The 15,106-nt window shown below is 40.3% G+C and carries 16 protein-coding genes; 1 reads left to right on the top strand and 15 read right to left on the bottom strand.

What is annotated here, in order from left to right; all coding sequences use genetic code 11:
• Positions 1 to 21: 21 nt before the first annotated feature.
• The 7 genes from racE to BTO28_RS06095 form a co-directional block, all read right to left on the bottom strand.
• Entirely contained in the window at positions 22 to 816 is a 795-nt protein-coding gene (racE, locus tag BTO28_RS06125; RefSeq protein ID WP_076764654.1) for a glutamate racemase, read from the bottom strand.
• An 11-nt stretch (positions 817 to 827) separates the two neighbouring features.
• Positions 828 to 1,277: a MarR family winged helix-turn-helix transcriptional regulator gene (locus tag BTO28_RS06120; RefSeq protein WP_076764653.1), complete on the bottom strand. Its 450-nt coding sequence runs from the start codon at positions 1,275 to 1,277 to the stop codon at positions 828 to 830.
• A 119-nt stretch (positions 1,278 to 1,396) separates the two neighbouring features.
• Positions 1,397 to 1,603: a helix-turn-helix domain-containing protein gene (locus tag BTO28_RS06115; RefSeq protein WP_095532655.1), complete on the bottom strand. Its 207-nt coding sequence runs from the start codon at positions 1,601 to 1,603 to the stop codon at positions 1,397 to 1,399.
• A gap of 55 nt (positions 1,604 to 1,658) precedes the next feature.
• Entirely contained in the window at positions 1,659 to 2,132 is a 474-nt protein-coding gene (locus tag BTO28_RS06110; RefSeq protein WP_076764652.1) for an acyl-CoA thioesterase, read from the bottom strand.
• Positions 2,133 to 2,211: 79 nt separating this feature from the next.
• On the bottom strand, positions 2,212 to 2,979 hold the full coding sequence (gene sdhB, locus BTO28_RS06105) for a succinate dehydrogenase iron-sulfur subunit (RefSeq protein ID WP_076764651.1): 768 nt from the start codon (positions 2,977 to 2,979) through the stop codon (positions 2,212 to 2,214).
• Positions 2,979 to 4,742, bottom strand: coding sequence for a succinate dehydrogenase flavoprotein subunit (gene sdhA / locus BTO28_RS06100; RefSeq protein ID WP_076764650.1), 1,764 nt, complete (start codon positions 4,740 to 4,742; stop codon positions 2,979 to 2,981). The genes sdhB and sdhA overlap by 1 nt, the downstream gene beginning before the upstream one ends.
• Positions 4,743 to 4,811: 69 nt before the next feature.
• Positions 4,812 to 5,420: a succinate dehydrogenase cytochrome b558 subunit gene (locus BTO28_RS06095; protein WP_076764649.1), complete on the bottom strand. Its 609-nt coding sequence runs from the start codon at positions 5,418 to 5,420 to the stop codon at positions 4,812 to 4,814.
• A 219-nt stretch (positions 5,421 to 5,639) separates the two neighbouring features.
• On the opposite strand from BTO28_RS06095, the gene BTO28_RS06090 reads away from it, so the two are divergent.
• The gene (locus tag BTO28_RS06090) at positions 5,640 to 6,074 is read left to right on the top strand and encodes a YslB family protein (protein WP_076764648.1); all 435 of its coding nucleotides are present in this window, start codon (positions 5,640 to 5,642) and stop codon (positions 6,072 to 6,074) included.
• 42 nt (positions 6,075 to 6,116) lie between these two features.
• Here the strand turns inward: BTO28_RS06090 and uvrC are convergent, their stop codons facing one another.
• The 8 genes from uvrC to BTO28_RS06050 all read right to left on the bottom strand — a co-directional run bounded on the left by uvrC (position 6,117) and on the right by BTO28_RS06050 (position 15,038).
• A complete protein-coding gene (gene uvrC, locus BTO28_RS06085) occupies positions 6,117 to 7,892 on the bottom strand; it encodes an excinuclease ABC subunit UvrC (protein ID WP_076764647.1) in 1,776 nt (591 codons plus the stop codon).
• A gap of 60 nt (positions 7,893 to 7,952) precedes the next feature.
• Positions 7,953 to 8,267: a thioredoxin gene (trxA, locus tag BTO28_RS06080; RefSeq protein ID WP_076764646.1), complete on the bottom strand. Its 315-nt coding sequence runs from the start codon at positions 8,265 to 8,267 to the stop codon at positions 7,953 to 7,955.
• 139 nt (positions 8,268 to 8,406) lie between these two features.
• A complete protein-coding gene (locus tag BTO28_RS06075; RefSeq protein WP_076764645.1) occupies positions 8,407 to 8,721 on the bottom strand; it encodes an STAS domain-containing protein in 315 nt (104 codons plus the stop codon).
• A gap of 14 nt (positions 8,722 to 8,735) precedes the next feature.
• Positions 8,736 to 10,820 (bottom strand): flagellar assembly protein A, encoded by a 2,085-nt coding sequence (locus BTO28_RS06070; protein WP_076764644.1) that lies wholly within the window; start codon positions 10,818 to 10,820, stop codon positions 8,736 to 8,738.
• A 12-nt stretch (positions 10,821 to 10,832) separates the two neighbouring features.
• Positions 10,833 to 11,678 (bottom strand): PP2C family protein-serine/threonine phosphatase, encoded by an 846-nt coding sequence (locus tag BTO28_RS06065; RefSeq protein WP_076764643.1) that lies wholly within the window; start codon positions 11,676 to 11,678, stop codon positions 10,833 to 10,835.
• A complete protein-coding gene (locus BTO28_RS06060; protein ID WP_076764642.1) occupies positions 11,678 to 11,995 on the bottom strand; it encodes an STAS domain-containing protein in 318 nt (105 codons plus the stop codon). Before BTO28_RS06060 ends, BTO28_RS06065 begins: the two co-directional genes overlap by 1 nt.
• Positions 11,996 to 12,007: 12 nt before the next feature.
• A complete protein-coding gene (locus tag BTO28_RS06055; RefSeq protein WP_076764641.1) occupies positions 12,008 to 13,579 on the bottom strand; it encodes a methyl-accepting chemotaxis protein in 1,572 nt (523 codons plus the stop codon).
• Positions 13,580 to 13,595: 16 nt separating this feature from the next.
• On the bottom strand, positions 13,596 to 15,038 hold the full coding sequence (locus BTO28_RS06050) for a class I adenylate-forming enzyme family protein (protein WP_076764640.1): 1,443 nt from the start codon (positions 15,036 to 15,038) through the stop codon (positions 13,596 to 13,598).
• Positions 15,039 to 15,106: the final 68 nt, after the last annotated feature.

Below are 15,106 nucleotides of genomic sequence, written 5' to 3'. Positions count from 1 at the left end.
TGCAGAACAAAAAAGCCGGCATTACGCCAGCTGAATGGTTTTAATTTGAATGGATGGATCCCCGAGCCAATCCGAGGCGATCGTGTAAAATCCTTTCGTATTTCCCGTTGTAAAAAAGCGGTGTTCCGGATTCTCATCTTCCGCCATGATCTCATTAAACTCAAGAATCGCACTGACGCCATGAGCTGTTTCATCACCGGAACTGATAACCGAAACATCCGGTCCCATGTAGTCCGCAATAATTGGTTCAAGGAGCGGATAATGTGTACAGCCTAAAATGACCGTATCAGCTGGTGTGTTTTTCAACGGCTGCAGTGTTGCAGCAACAATTTCTTTGGCCTTCTCACTTTTATATGCACCACTCTCAACAAGCGGCACAAAATCCGGACAGGCTAACGGATAAATTTCCGCACTGGAATCCGTTGCTTTTATCGCTCGCTCATATGCACCACTTTTAATGGTTCCAACCGTTCCTAGTACCGCAATATGGCGATTTTTCGTCTCCTTAATAGCCGCCCGCGCACCAGGCTGTATAACGCCGACAACCGGAATTGGCATTTCCCGTCTAATTTCATCCAGTACAACCGCCGTTGCAGTGTTGCAGGCGATGACGAGCATTTTCATATCGTACCGTTCTAGAAATCTAGTCATTTCCCACGTGAATTTCCTGACTTCACCAGGAAGACGTGGGCCGTACGGGCAGCGGGCTGTATCTCCTACATAATAAATGGTTTCTTTCGGGAGCTGGCGCATCATTTCTTTCGCCACTGTCAGCCCTCCGACACCCGAATCAATTACGCCAATTGGTCTGTTCAAAAAAATCCGCCTCATTCCACTTTCATTTCAACATACATTTTTTCAAGGAGGCGATTTATACCGTCCACCTCTTGATCGGTAAAATTGCTTAGCACACCCTCAACGTACTGACGTCGTTTATTAATCACCTCTTCGATTATTCGTTCCCCTTCCGGCAGCAAATGGATGCGGACAATACGCCGGTCTTTCGTGTCACGGACTCGTTCAAGCAAACTCGCTTTTTCCATCCGGTCAATTAAATCCGTCGTTGTGCTGCAGGCAAGAAACATACGCGCAGAAAGCTCACCAATGGTCGTATCTCCCTTTTCAAATAACGAATGCAAGGCAATAAATTGAGGCGGGGTTATATGATAATCGTTTAATATTTCTCGTCCTTTTTGTTTAATAATGCCGTCAATATGACGTAAATTCCGTTCTATATCAGCGACTGCTTCTCCCAGATTGCTTCGTGTGAGAGACATATGCATTGCACCCTTTCATAAAAAACAGTTTCATGATTCTCGTATATTTTCCCTGTTTTCAGACTAAAATGCAAGAGAGCCAAAAGCAGTAAAAAACAGCGCTGATGAATCAGCACTGTTCATAAAGAGAGTTCTCCAAGACGCAATAGTTCGACAATCGCTTGTGCGCGCCCTTTCACACCAAGCTTTTGTATACCGTTTGAAATGTGATTGCGCACTGTCTTTTCGCTTATGCCGAGAAGAACAGCGATTTCATGTGTCGATTTTCCAACAATAAGCCAGTTAAACACCTCTTTTTCCCGTTTTGTTAAAATGGATGCCGCCACACACAATGTCACCCTTTCAAAGAGCAGCCAGTATTGGATAGCCGCCGCTACCATATCATATGCGAGGTATTTCTGATTGGTCGCGGCTATTTCCACACATCGCCTGCTTCACTTCTCCGCTTATCGGAACTGCTCGACCTGTTGATCTTTCAATTTGAACAATTGTACCTCGTCCTGTGAATACGATTTCTTCTTTTTCATTGACAGCCTTGTAATGAAGATCGCATGACGAGGTACCAAAATTCACTGTTTTTACATAAATTCGAAGAGATTCTTCGTAAAAAACTTGCTGTACATAATCACACTGCAAGTCAGCTACAACGAAAACATACTCATCCTTCCCCCATTCTTTTTTCAAACCACATTCACGTAAAAATTGAATTCTCGCTTCTTCAAAATATTTAAATGTCACCGTATTGTTTAAATGGCCGAGCATATCAATTTCTGAAAAACGAATGGTTACCGGCCAATAATATGAAAATTCAGCGGACCATTTTTCGATGTCTTCAATGTAATTAGGTTTTCGCATTGTTCCATCCCCCATAATGAATGATTATTCATTTTTGATTTTCAAAAAAACCTTCAGCTCATGCTGAAGGTTTCCATCATTAATCGACTGCGTGATCGCTTCCGAAGAAACTGCGGAATGACTGCATTGTTGCTTCACGGTTTAGTGCCGCAATTGATGTTGTCAAAGGAATTCCCTTCGGACAAGATTGCACACAGTTTTGCGAGTTACCACAGTTTGCAAGGCCTCCGTCGCCCATGATTGTTTCTAATCGTTCGTCACGGTTCATTGCTCCCGTTGGATGCGCATTGAACAAGCGAACTTGTGAAAGCGGCTGAGGACCGATAAAGTTTGATTTACTGTTTACATTCGGGCATGCCTCAAGACATACACCACACGTCATACATTTCGATAATTCATATGCCCACTGGCGTTTCCGCTCTGGCATACGTGGTCCAGGACCGAGGTCATACGTACCGTCAATTGGCACCCATGCTTTTACACGTTTCAATGAGTCAAACATACGGCTGCGGTCTACTTGCAAGTCACGTGTAACCGGGAATGTACTCATCGGAGCAAGACGGATCGGCTGTTCAAGCTGATCAACAAGAGCCGTACATGACTGACGCGGCTTTCCGTTGATGTTCATTGAGCAGGCACCGCATACTTCTTCAAGGCAGTTCATATCCCACGTAATCGGCGTTGTTTTTTCGCCTTTTGCATTAACCGGATTACGACGGATTTCCATCAAGGCGGAAATAACATTCATATTTGGGCGGTATGCTATTTCGAATTCCTCATTGTACGGAGCAGAATCAGCCGTGTCCTGACGTGTAATAATAAAGCGGACTGTTTTTTGCTCGCTCATTATTTCTCCTCCTTCTTCTTCGAATAATCACGTTTACGAGGCGGAATCAACGATACGTCAATATCTTCATAATGGAAAGCAGGTGCAGTATTTTCACCTGTAAATGTTGCCATTGTTGTTTTCATGAATTCTTCATCGTTACGATCCGGGAAGTCCGGCTTGTAGTGTGCACCACGGCTTTCGTTGCGGTTCAATGCACCGATCGTTATAACACGGGCAAGGTGAAGCATATTTTTCAACTGACGCGTAAACATTGCGCCCTGGTTGCTCCATTTTGCTGTATCGTTTATATCGATATTTTTGTAACGCTCTAAAAGTTCAACGATTTTATCGTCTGTTTGTTTTAATTTATCATTATAGCGGACAACTGTTACGTTCGCAGTCATCCATTCGCCAAGCTCTTTGTGCAGGACATACGCATTTTCCGATCCTTTATTAAGTGTCATAATGTCGTTCCATTTCGCTTCTTCCTGTTTCACGTAGTTGTCAAAAACAGAAGAAGAAACGGCATCTGCACTTTTCTCTAAACCGTTAATATAGCGGACTGCGTTCGGTCCTGCCACCATTCCGCCATAAATAGCTGAAAGAAGGGAGTTTGCACCGAGACGGTTTGCTCCATGCTGCGAATAATCACATTCACCGGCTGCAAATAGACCCGGAATGTTCGTTTGCTGTTCATAATCTACCCATAGTCCACCCATTGAATAATGAACCGCAGGGAAAATTTTCATTGGAACTTTACGTGGATCATCACCCATGAACTTTTCATAGATTTCGATGATACCGCCAAGTTTAATATCCAGTTCATGCGGATCTTTATGCGAAAGATCAAGGTAAACCATGTTTTCACCGTTGATACCAAGTTTTTGGTTTACACAAACGTCAAAGATTTCACGTGTGGCAATATCACGAGGTACAAGGTTTCCATACGCAGGATATTTTTCTTCAAGGAAATACCATGGTTTTCCATCTTTATACGTCCAAACGCGTCCACCTTCACCACGCGCAGATTCACTCATGAGACGAAGTTTATCATCACCTGGAATCGCTGTCGGGTGAATTTGGATGAATTCACCGTTTGCATAGTTTACGCCTTGCTGGTACACAATGGAAGCGGCAGAACCTGTATTGATAACGGAGTTTGTTGATTTACCGAAAATGATACCAGGTCCACCCGTCGCCATAATAACTGCATCAGCAGGGAAAGATTGAATGCTCATGTTCGATAGGTTTTGTCCTACAATACCACGGCAAATCCCTTCATCATCAATGATAGCACCGAGGAATTCCCATCCTTCATATTTCGTAACAAGTCCTTCTACTTCGAAACGGCGAACCTGCTCGTCAAGCGCATACAAAAGCTGCTGACCTGTTGTTGCGCCGGCAAAAGCAGTTCGGTGATGCTGCGTACCGCCGAAACGGCGGAAGTCAAGAAGTCCTTCCGGTGTACGGTTAAACATAACACCCATCCGGTCTAGCAAATGGATAATGCCTGGTGCAGCTTCCGTCATGGCTTTTACAGGCGGTTGATTTGCAAGGAAATCTCCACCATATACTGTATCGTCAAAGTGTTCCCATGGAGAATCGCCTTCCCCTTTTGTGTTGACGGCACCGTTAATGCCGCCCTGTGCACAAACGGAGTGAGAACGCTTTACCGGAACAAGCGAAAATAGTTCAACAGGTGTACCTGATTCCGCTGTTTTAATCGTAGCCATTAGTCCGGCAAGACCGCCGCCGACTACGATAACTTTACCTTTACTCATTGTGAGGTCCACTCCCTTTTCCAGTTCCGTACTTATATCTTTTTTACAGAAACCGGTTCATTACCGGTATTAAACGAATGCAAAGATCGCGCGCAAACCGATGATTGATAACGCGACAAAAACGAAAAGCGTTGCGTATGTAACAATTTGCTGCGAACGCGGTGATACAGCTATACCCCAGCTAACGCAGAACGACCATAATCCATTCGCAAAATGGAAAATAGCTGCGAGTACGCCAACTATGTAAAATGCGAGCATAAATGGATTGTCTAAAATATTCTCCATCATCTGAAAATTCACTTCAGCGCCCAATGCTGCCTGAACTCTTGTTTCCCATACATGCCAAGCTACAAACACAAGCGTAATTACGCCTGACCAGCGTTGAAGCATGAACATCCAGTTACGGAAATAGCTATAACGTCCTACGTTATTTTTCGCTGTAAAAGCAATATACAGACCATAAATAGCGTGGAACAAGAGCGGCAAGAAGATAATTAACGCCTCAAGCACATACACAAATGGCAAACTTGCCATAAATCCTGCTGCTTGATTAAATTCTTCTTCCCCTTTCGTCGCAAAATGATTGACGACTAAGTGCTGTGTCATGAACAGCCCAACTGGAATGACACCGAGCAATGAGTGCAGCCTGCGGTAAAAAAACTCTCGATTGTCAGCCATCATTTTCCCCCCTTAATCTTGAAGCATCCGACAAATATTTTCATTATTCGCACACTGCTTCACATGTTTATATTACGATGTGACAAGTACATTTTACTCTCATAAACTATTAGCGTCAAGGAGAGGTGGGCACATTTTTGTCCGGCTTTAGAAGCGGAATATACTTTTTTCACGACTAGTATTTGTATATAATAATAGCAAGAAAGTGGGGAGTTAATTTTGACGAAAGAAAACGAAGAACAGGAACAGACTGCACAGCCCGATCCGTCCATCTCTGTTTTCGGTTACGAACTGATTCGCGACGTCCTTCTCGGTGACATTTTAGGGAGTGATTCCGCCGACATTTTATACTGGGGTGGAAAAATGCTGGCACGCCGTTTCCCATGTACCGGCACGGAGGAACTGTCCGCTTTTTTCTCTGAAGCCGGCTGGGGACAGATTGAGTTGTTGAAAGAAAAGAAAAAAGAGATGATTTATCGCTTATCCGGCGGCATGACTGAGCGACGATTCGAGGTGCAGACCGACCCATCCTTCACACTCGAAAGCGGATTTATCGCCGAGCAAATTGCAGCCCGCCATGATGCAGCAGCAGAAGCGATTTGCAGTTTGCAAAAACGAAGCAAACAAGTAGAGATTACCGTAAAGTGGGAATAAAAACAGGCTGTCCAACTTCGGACAGCCTGTTTTATTCACCTGTTACTCTTTTATGATTGCATTCAATATCGCTACGGCTGTTTTTTCCGGGATTCCTGCACCCATAATCTCTTCTTTTGTCGCTTCTTTCAATTTTTTTAGAGAGCCGAACGATTTTAAGAGTTGTTTTTTCCGCTGTGGTCCTACCCCTTCAATATGATCAAGAATGGATTGAAACGCTCCCTTGCCCCGAATTTGCCGATGAAATGTAATAGCAAATCGATGCACTTCATCCTGAATACGCTGAAGCAAATAAAATGCCTGGCTGTTATGTTTGAGTGGGACAACTTGCAGCGGATTTCCGTACAGAAGCTGTGATGTCCTGTGGCGGTCATCTTTTGCCAGTCCCGCAATCGGTATTTCAAGCCCTAATTCGTTTTGTAAAATATCACGTGCAGCTTCTATTTGGCCTTTTCCGCCGTCAATAATGATTAAATCAGGAAGCGGCAATTGTTCTTTTAACACACGGGAATAACGCCGGCGGATGACCTCTCTCATCGACCCATAATCATCCGGTCCAGTGACCGTTTTAATTTTATATTTCCGGTATTCTTTTTTTTCAGGTTTCCCATCTATAAATACAATCATTGCGGATACAGGTGAGGTTCCTTGAATATTCGAATTATCGAACGCCTCGATCCGGAGCGGCACATGTATATTCATAGCTTCACCCAGCTGTTCCGCCGCTTTAATGGTTCTTTCTTCATCACGTTCAATTAACGCAAATTTTTCCCGAAGAGCTGCGCTCGCATTATTTTCCGCCAGTTTCACAAGTTCTTTTTTCTTTCCTCTCTGCGGCTTGGTCATCGGCACACCAATCAGCTGCCCAGCCAACTGTTCATCGACCGCATCGGGCAATAAAATCTCCTTCGGTTTAAAATGTTCCGGTGCTTCATAAAAACGCCCGAGAAACGTTAGAAACTCTTCTTCCGGTTCACTGTAGACCGGAAACGTCGACACATCACGTTCGATCAGCCGTCCCTGCCGCACAAAAAACACTTGTACACACATCCAGCCCTTATCAACCGTATAGCCGAACACATCCCGGTCTGTAAAATCAGCCATATTAATTTTCTGTTTTTCCATGAGTGTATCAATGTGTGAAATTTGATCACGGTATTCTTTCGCTCGTTCAAATTCGAGCTTTTCTGCCGCTTCTGTCATTTTATCGGTGAGCGCTTTTTTGACTTCTTGATGGCCGCCATTTAAAAAGCGCGTAATTTCGGCTGCCATCTTCTTATACGTCTCGTTTGACACGTCTTTTACACAGGGCGCCAGACACTGGCCCATATGATAATAAAGACAGACGCGGTCCGGCAATGATGAGCACTTACGGAGCGGATACAGCCGGTCAAGCAGTTTTTTTGTTTCGTTTGCGGCATGCGCGTTCGGATAAGGCCCGAAATACTTCCCTTTATCTTTTTTCACTTTACGCGTAATAATTAAGCGTGGGTGACGTTCTGCTGTCAGCTTAATAAACGGGTAGCTTTTATCATCCTTCAGCATAATATTGTATTTAGGATCGTGCTTTTTAATTAAATTCAATTCTAAAATAAGCGCTTCTAAATCAGATGACGTAATAATGTATTCAAAATCGGTTATTTCACTGACAAGACGTGTCGTTTTCGCATCATGTGAGCCGGTAAAGTATGAGCGCACCCTATTTTTTAATATTTTTGCTTTTCCGACATAAATAATGGTGCCATGACGGTCTTTCATTAAATAACAGCCAGGCTCGTCCGGCAAAAGAGATAATTTATGCTGGATTAATTCATTCATTGATGTCACCTCTTTTTGTACAAAAAAAGCATCCCGGCAATTCGGGACGCTCTACTGTTATTAGGCATTGCGGTTAACAAGTTCCGCCAATGCTTCTTTTGGTTGGAAGCCGATTACTTTATCAACTGGCTGTCCGTCTTTGAAAAGAATCAATGTTGGAATACTCATTACGCCGTATTGACCGGCAGTTTGCTGGTTCTCGTCAACATCAAGTTTAACGATTTTCACTTTGTCGCTCATTTCAGCATCCAATTCTTCTAGAACAGGAGCGATCATTTTACAAGGTCCGCACCATGGTGCCCAAAAGTCAGCGAGAACAAGTCCACTGCCAGTTTCTGCTGAGAAGTTTTCATCAGTTGCTTTTACAATTGCCATGTATATTACCTCCTAAGTTTCTAAATCATATCGAAAGTATACCACCGTTTTTCCGCGCAGGCTATCTATTTGCCTACTGTACAAGACAAAAACCAATAAAACATCGGAAATTTCACGGTGTTTAGGCATCGTGTTCATGTTAAATAAATGTCTCGTCTCCCAAGATTTCAGGAATTTGGAGAAGGTCAAACACGACCTGAACATCCTCCCGTACATTCGAAATGGTTACGTTTATTCCTTTTTCTTTTAACGATTGCACGATATTTAACAAAAGACCCATTCCAGACGAGTCAACGAATGGGACATTTTCAAAATCAATGTTGGCTTTTTTGTATTTTTCCATAGCAGGAAGCAATTCTTCTTCCACGATTTCAGTTGAGTCAATATCCAGATCGCCGTTCAGCCGTACAACAATCTTTCCGTCTTCTGTTTCCTTCATTAAATAGTCAATCATAAGAATTCCCCTTATTATTCAAATGCGATTTGTCCATGTTTATTCAAATAAGCGTGGACCCGACTTCTCGTTTCGTTGAATTTGTATTGTGCATTGCCAATTTTAATCGCGGTCCCTTCCATTACCTTATTTATAGAAATTTTTTGATCTTCCGGAACAGCTACAATTGTGGGTGTTCGGCTTTCTGCCCCTGCTTCATTAATCTCCGCGCCAAATCGACCGAACACCTCTCCTCCTCGTAAAGAACCGTTGATGGTTAATTTGCCGCCAGAATATATTTTCGTATTCACACTGCCTTGATCAAATACATTTACATCTCCGCTGCAATACAGACGACTGCTTAATACGTTCGGGACGGTTATATACGAATTTGGTTCAACCGGCATTTTACTTAGTTCATGAAGTTCTTGCATTTTTTCCGATAATTCTGTAATACTATCTACAGAGATCGCTTCGCTTGATAGAGATAAAAAAAGTTTTGATAGCGAGTTTGCTGTCTCTGACCATATCTTATCCGATAAATATTGTTCACCTTTTTTTACTTTATCTACGTATTCTCTGACTAAAGAAGGAAATTGCTTAAATTTCTTTTCTAATAAGATGTTAATTAAGGGCTGTAAACCGCCTCTGGAAAAATCACTCGCTTTAAAGCCTGGTGACAATGTCAACTGCTTAATTAATTGTATCACTCTAACTAAATCCTGATTAATAGGTCCCAGTAATTGACCAAGCTCCGTCACGAGCATATTATTTTTCCCTGCTGATACTTCCGATCCGATAATACTGCCATACGTAATCACTGCCCCGGAAGCAGTCAAATTCGCCATGTTTACAGTTTGGTGAACGAGGATATTTCCCTCAGCATCTATTTTCATGCGCTCGCACACTTCACCTAACACTTCCACATCACCCATAAAATGAATGTTGCCAGAAGAGAGATCAACATTGCCAGGATGAGTCAGCTTTGACATAATCGAAACTTTAACGATATTCCTTCTCTGCTCAACGTGAGGACGGCCGGATTCAAGCGCAATAATCTTATCATCAATAATCGCGATCCCTTTTCCGCTTTTAACCGATATCGGTATGGTTTGTTTTGCCGGAAGAGGCTCGTTTGTAACAGTTCTGCCCGGCTGACCTGGAACAGGAGGATGCACAATCGCAATAACACTCCCACTGTTTACATTCGGAATTGTTTTCGTTTCCCGGTAATCCACCCGTCCATTTTCTATTTCTCTAGGTCCTATTTGTGCATCCATATTAATTTGAAACTCTATCCACCCGTCTTTCCCAGGTGCAGCTTCTATACCGGTCGCAATTGTATATACCCCTGGTTCAACCGCTTCAATTGCCCGGATAATTTCATTTTGATGAAAGCCATGTTTTATTCTCAGTTCTTCCAGTCTACCCATAATATCTTGATAGGAAAGAGTGTTACTTACTTCTTTCTTTTCGTCTACCAATAATTCAATATGCTGAGCTGGGGCTATATCAAGAAGGAATCTCGTCGTTTTATAACCCGGCTCAATGTGGAGATCGACATTGAGTTTATGTGCATCCATCACCACTCTCCAGACTGTTTCTTTCTCTTCCATTTCCATTTTCACTTCAAAAAGGTCCGTTTCTGTCATCACGAAACTTTTTTCTGTGATTAACTGGTTGTTTTTATAAACGTTCACACCATCCGGAATCGATACGAGCGGGTAATGAGTAGGGGAACATCGGCAAACTAATCTTCCGTTTTCCACCCATGCTTTTCCTAAAAGATCATCAGCCTTTTTAGTGATTCGACGAGGCGCTGACTCTTCTTCCATTACACTATTTGAAACTGGATCATCCATCACATTTTGTGAATTTGTTAGTAATTCATCAATTAATTTGAAAGGATCTGTACTTTCTTCATGGTTTTGTTCTGAGATCGTTGTTTGCTCAAGTTTTGTAATTTTGACAATCGCTTCTTTTGATTTCATTTTGAAAAAGCTTTTTGATTCTTGTTGAATCACTTCAATATTGACTTCATTTTTTGAAGCTTCCAGTAATTTAAGTCCGACATCAATGGCTTCCTGAAGATTTTTCCCTTTTGAAATAATACTCTGCATTCTCTCTTCCCCCTATTTTATCAATGGAGAATTCAGGCTCGTAATTTCCGCTTGCTGATCACTAATTTTTAACAAAACCATTGTAATATCATCCCTTTGAGGAGCTCCTTCTGTAAACTTCTCAATCGATTCCATTACACTTTGTTCTATTTCACCAACACATTTTTGCTTATTTTCTATGAGGGTTTGGATGAGCCTGTCCAATTTATACTGTTCTTTCTCGTTATTTTGCGCTTCAACAATTCCGTCCGTGTAAAAGAAAATGGCATCTTTTTCGTGCAGCTGGATCGTGTAATTTGTATATACTTGATCCGGCAGTCCTCCGACCATAATTCCTTTTACTTTAGGCATTTCTTCCACTATGCTCTCTTTCCCTTTTATATAGAGAGGCAAATTGTGTCCTGCATTTGCATAAGTAAGTGTAAAGGTTGACGGGTCCCAGTCTGCACACAATAATGTGACAAAGGACTTGAGCGTTCTTAAATCACTATATAGCGCCTGGTTCATGGATGTTAACGTATCAGCTGGGCTGCTTGTCGTTTCCGCCGCGCTTCGAAAAGCGCCTCGTGTTAAAATCATCAGCATCGCGGCAGGAATTCCTTTCCCCATTACATCCCCGATCACAATTCTAATTTTCCCATTTAAAAGAGGGTAAAAATCAAAATAATCCCCGCCAATGAGTCGTGCAGGGACAGAAGAACCTAAAACTTCCCCCCCTTCAAAAACAGGGGGTTTCCCGTTTAAAAGCTGGGACTGAATGTTCCTTGCCATATTGATTTCCCGTTTCAATGTTTTATCCATGTCTGCTGATTCACCTGTATTATTATGATGTATACCCGTCATCCCGTCCTTATACATCAAATAACCTCCCCGTGAAATGCCTCTAAAATTTCGTATAATCCTACCATTTCAAACACGGTATGTGTCATCTCATCAATACCTTGAAGTTTCAGAGTGAAGTTTTTTTCATTTGATAAATAAATGGCATTCATAATGGAACCAATCCCTGTCGAATCAATAAACTCAAGTCCCGAGAAATCCAATATGACGGTTTCCATTCCATCAATTTCTTCTAAATACGGGTCAATTATATTGGTCGTAGTAATATCAATAAGTCCCTTAACTTTAAGGATAGTTATCACATTTTGGACTTCTTTTTCAACTGTTAATAACATTAAAACTCCCCCTTAAAGTTTGAATTTGCTAATATGTTCGAGCAATTTGTTAGAAATACTAGTAAGCTCACTAGACTGTTCGTGAAGAGACTGCATTAAATCTGATAATGTAATGGTCGTATTCGTTACTGAAGCCGTACGGTCATTCGCTACCTTTCTCATCTTCTCGATATCCTTTATAATGGTTGAATTTTCCTCGGATGATTCCAACACATTTAATACACTATTTAAAAACTCAGTAATTTCATACAATTGTTCCCTGGATTTCATTGTTGCTTCTGTTGATAATGCGTACATTTTATCAACGGACTGTGCGGCATCAGTTTCCAAAATCATAGAAAGCCGCTGTGTTTTTTTCGCCTGTTCCTGCGTATCCATGACAAGCTGATTCAATTTTTCCACCATTCGATTTGTTGTTTTTGATAATTTGTCCAGTTCGCTTCCGTCATTCACTTTACTTTTCGCTGTTAAATCGCCTTCTTCAAGAAGCTTAATCTGGTTAATAATTTTCTCTATGTTTTCATAGATCCGATTAAAGAATTTAGCAATCAATAAGAATAATGAAACTAGTGAAATTAAACCCGTAACGATTAATATTAAAGAGTGTTTATATAAAGGTCCACTCATTTCTTCATAATCCAATGCAATATAAATCACATTACCATTTTCTGTTGGTAAAAACATCTTATGTAATTTCTTACCATCATGTTCACCGTTCTCTTTAATTACATTAGTACTCTCAACCATACCTGCTAATGTTTTTTTATCCGTTTCATTCACATAGTTAAAAGTTCCGTAAACTACTTCTTTCAACGGGGGATAAACTTTTTCTGCTAGACTTGGATCCTTATACACTCTGGGATCCAACACAGCAATCTCCTCTACATACTCATTGTTCTCTTTGGTTGACTTAATCCAAGATTCTGGACCAACTTCCTGAGTGAATTGGTATACCTCATTTGCTTCAATAAACGGATTTATCAGGTAGTCCGTGCCTGTCTCATGATAGTATGCATATTTGAAAAATAATTGTTCACCATCATTTGCAGCAGATTGTGAAATGGGTAAACTAATCATATCGTCAGTCATATAGGAATAAAATCCATCAGATACAGGTGATTCGTCTTTTAATAACCTATCAAAGTTTGCATAGCCACTCTCACTATATTCTTTTATACTAAATCCTATTTCAGAAGGTTCAGTAGATTTTACACCTACGATATTATCACCATTCTCCGTTCTCGCAATCAAAGTCAATCCAGATAATCCTATTATGTCCCTAATATTCATTAGATCTTCATTTGTAATCTCATCTAAATTTTTATCTTTTAACATATCAGCTACACGTCTTGAATAAGATTCCATTTTTGAGTCAATCTGTTTTTCTATACTTTTTTCAGCTAAGTTAGTTGATTTAATACCTTGTTCAATGCTATTTGCTACCATGAAAGCTTCTTTTTCAACAGTTGTTTTAATTTGTTCATTTATAAATAATAGTTGAAGTACTCCAGATACTGAAGAAAGAGCTAATAGTATAATAAGTGTTTTTGTAATAAATTGTCTTTTTAATGTCTTTTTATTCATTTTAATAATCTCCTGGTCATCCCATATTTCTCAATGCTAATTTATCTACTTTTCCAAGATTCATTGGAAACTCCTTTAATTGATATATTTCATCTGGTACTTTATACTGAGCCATACTACTCTTACAGAATGTATACAATTCACTTATTTCTATTTGAGCATCTCCTACAATAAATGCTACTACCTTTTCACCAAAGATTTCATGAGGAACTCCTATAATTACAGCTTGCTTTATGTGTTTATGGGTTAATAAAAAATTTTCGATTTCTCCTGGTATAATCTGTTGTCCACCCTTTTTAATCATATCCTTTTTTCTACCAACAATTTGAATTCTGCCGTTATCTAACATAACTCCTAAATCCCCTGTGTAAAACCAACCATCTCGCATTACTTCTTTTGTTAGTTGTTCATTTCGATAGTATCCTGTCAAAGCAGCAGGAGAATGAAATACTAATTCATTATCTTCAGTCATTTTAAATCCTACTTCTGGTCCAATCTCCCAACCGGGCTCTTTCAAATCGAGAGACCACATTATTAATCCTTGTTCTGAAAGACCGTAGAGACCTATTAAATCACATTGTTTTAGTTCTTCTAAATCATTTATAAAAGATTCCGAAATAACTTCTCCGGCAAATACCAACATATTTATACTTTTGAAAATTGATTTATCCACCTTTTCAATAAACATATAAAGTGATTTAAATACAGATGGTGTACTTACAATTTTGTTACACTGGTTTTCTTTTAAGTACATGACAGTCTGAAATACATCAAATCGTTCAGGAATCACTAGGCTTAATCCTTCTTTCAAACAAGAAAACAACCATGTTATTCCATAAGGTGCAGTAATCGGAATAATAGAAAAAACTTTATCATCTTCAGATAAAGAAGATCCTTCAGTGATTCTCTTCAACCAGTAACTCCACGCCTCCATGTTTATCATCATTCCTTTAGGAATTCCTGTACTTCCCGAAGAACACCCAATCACATCAATCTTTTCTTCATCGAGTTCACTTTCTAGTCCTTCCTGTACTTCTTTATTCCAAACTTTATATTCCTTAGAACAATACATAATGATTTTCTTCCCGCTACTTAAAGACCAATTCCTTACTACTTCCCTAAAATTAGTATCTTTCGTTTCTTCTATAGTAAAAATTATATGAGGTTCAGTTAACTCTAATATGGAAGATAAGTCTCCTTTTCTAAGTTGAGCATTTATAGGAATGACCGTTCCACCTAACATGTTAACCGCCATGAACAATGAGGAATAATAGAAAACAGATGGAATAATAATTCCAATCCTTTTCCCTCTTAGATCTCCATGCTCACTCAACAACACTTTGTATTTATCTACTTCTTTTTTTAATTCACCATACGTATGGCTTTTATCAATCGTAGATAAAGCCATCTTATTTAAATCGTTATTCTTATCGAATACCCAATTATAAAACGTATCCACTATAATCCCCCTAATTAAAGCACTATACATATTACCAACAATACATCATAAATATTTTAAATAGACAT

It is taken from the genome of Domibacillus epiphyticus, from assembly GCF_001975785.1.
Taxonomy (GTDB): Bacteria; Bacillota; Bacilli; order Bacillales; family Domibacillaceae; genus Domibacillus; species Domibacillus epiphyticus.
Note: the sequence above shows the minus strand (reverse complement) of the source record. Positions and strands in the feature narration are given on the sequence as shown.

Bases quoted from the DNA above. Each gene is read 5' to 3' on its own strand.
- BTO28_RS06120 (WP_076764653.1), bottom strand. From the start codon at position 1,277: ATGTCTCTCACACGAAGCAATCTGGGAGAAGCAGTCGCTGATATAGAA.
- BTO28_RS06110 (WP_076764652.1), bottom strand. From the start codon at position 2,132: ATGCGAAAACCTAATTACATTGAAGACATCGAAAAATGGTCCGCTGAA.
- sdhB (WP_076764651.1), bottom strand. From the start codon at position 2,979: ATGAGCGAGCAAAAAACAGTCCGCTTTATTATTACACGTCAGGACACG.
- sdhA (WP_076764650.1), bottom strand. From the start codon at position 4,742: ATGAGTAAAGGTAAAGTTATCGTAGTCGGCGGCGGTCTTGCCGGACTA.
- BTO28_RS06095 (WP_076764649.1), bottom strand. From the start codon at position 5,420: ATGGCTGACAATCGAGAGTTTTTTTACCGCAGGCTGCACTCATTGCTC.
- uvrC (WP_076764647.1), bottom strand. From the start codon at position 7,892: ATGAATGAATTAATCCAGCATAAATTATCTCTTTTGCCGGACGAGCCT.
- trxA (WP_076764646.1), bottom strand. From the start codon at position 8,267: ATGGCAATTGTAAAAGCAACTGATGAAAACTTCTCAGCAGAAACTGGC.
- BTO28_RS06075 (WP_076764645.1), bottom strand. From the start codon at position 8,721: ATGATTGACTATTTAATGAAGGAAACAGAAGACGGAAAGATTGTTGTA.
- BTO28_RS06070 (WP_076764644.1), bottom strand. From the start codon at position 10,820: ATGCAGAGTATTATTTCAAAAGGGAAAAATCTTCAGGAAGCCATTGAT.
- BTO28_RS06065 (WP_076764643.1), bottom strand. From the start codon at position 11,678: ATGTATAAGGACGGGATGACGGGTATACATCATAATAATACAGGTGAA.
- BTO28_RS06060 (WP_076764642.1), bottom strand. From the start codon at position 11,995: ATGTTATTAACAGTTGAAAAAGAAGTCCAAAATGTGATAACTATCCTT.
- BTO28_RS06055 (WP_076764641.1), bottom strand. From the start codon at position 13,579: ATGAATAAAAAGACATTAAAAAGACAATTTATTACAAAAACACTTATT.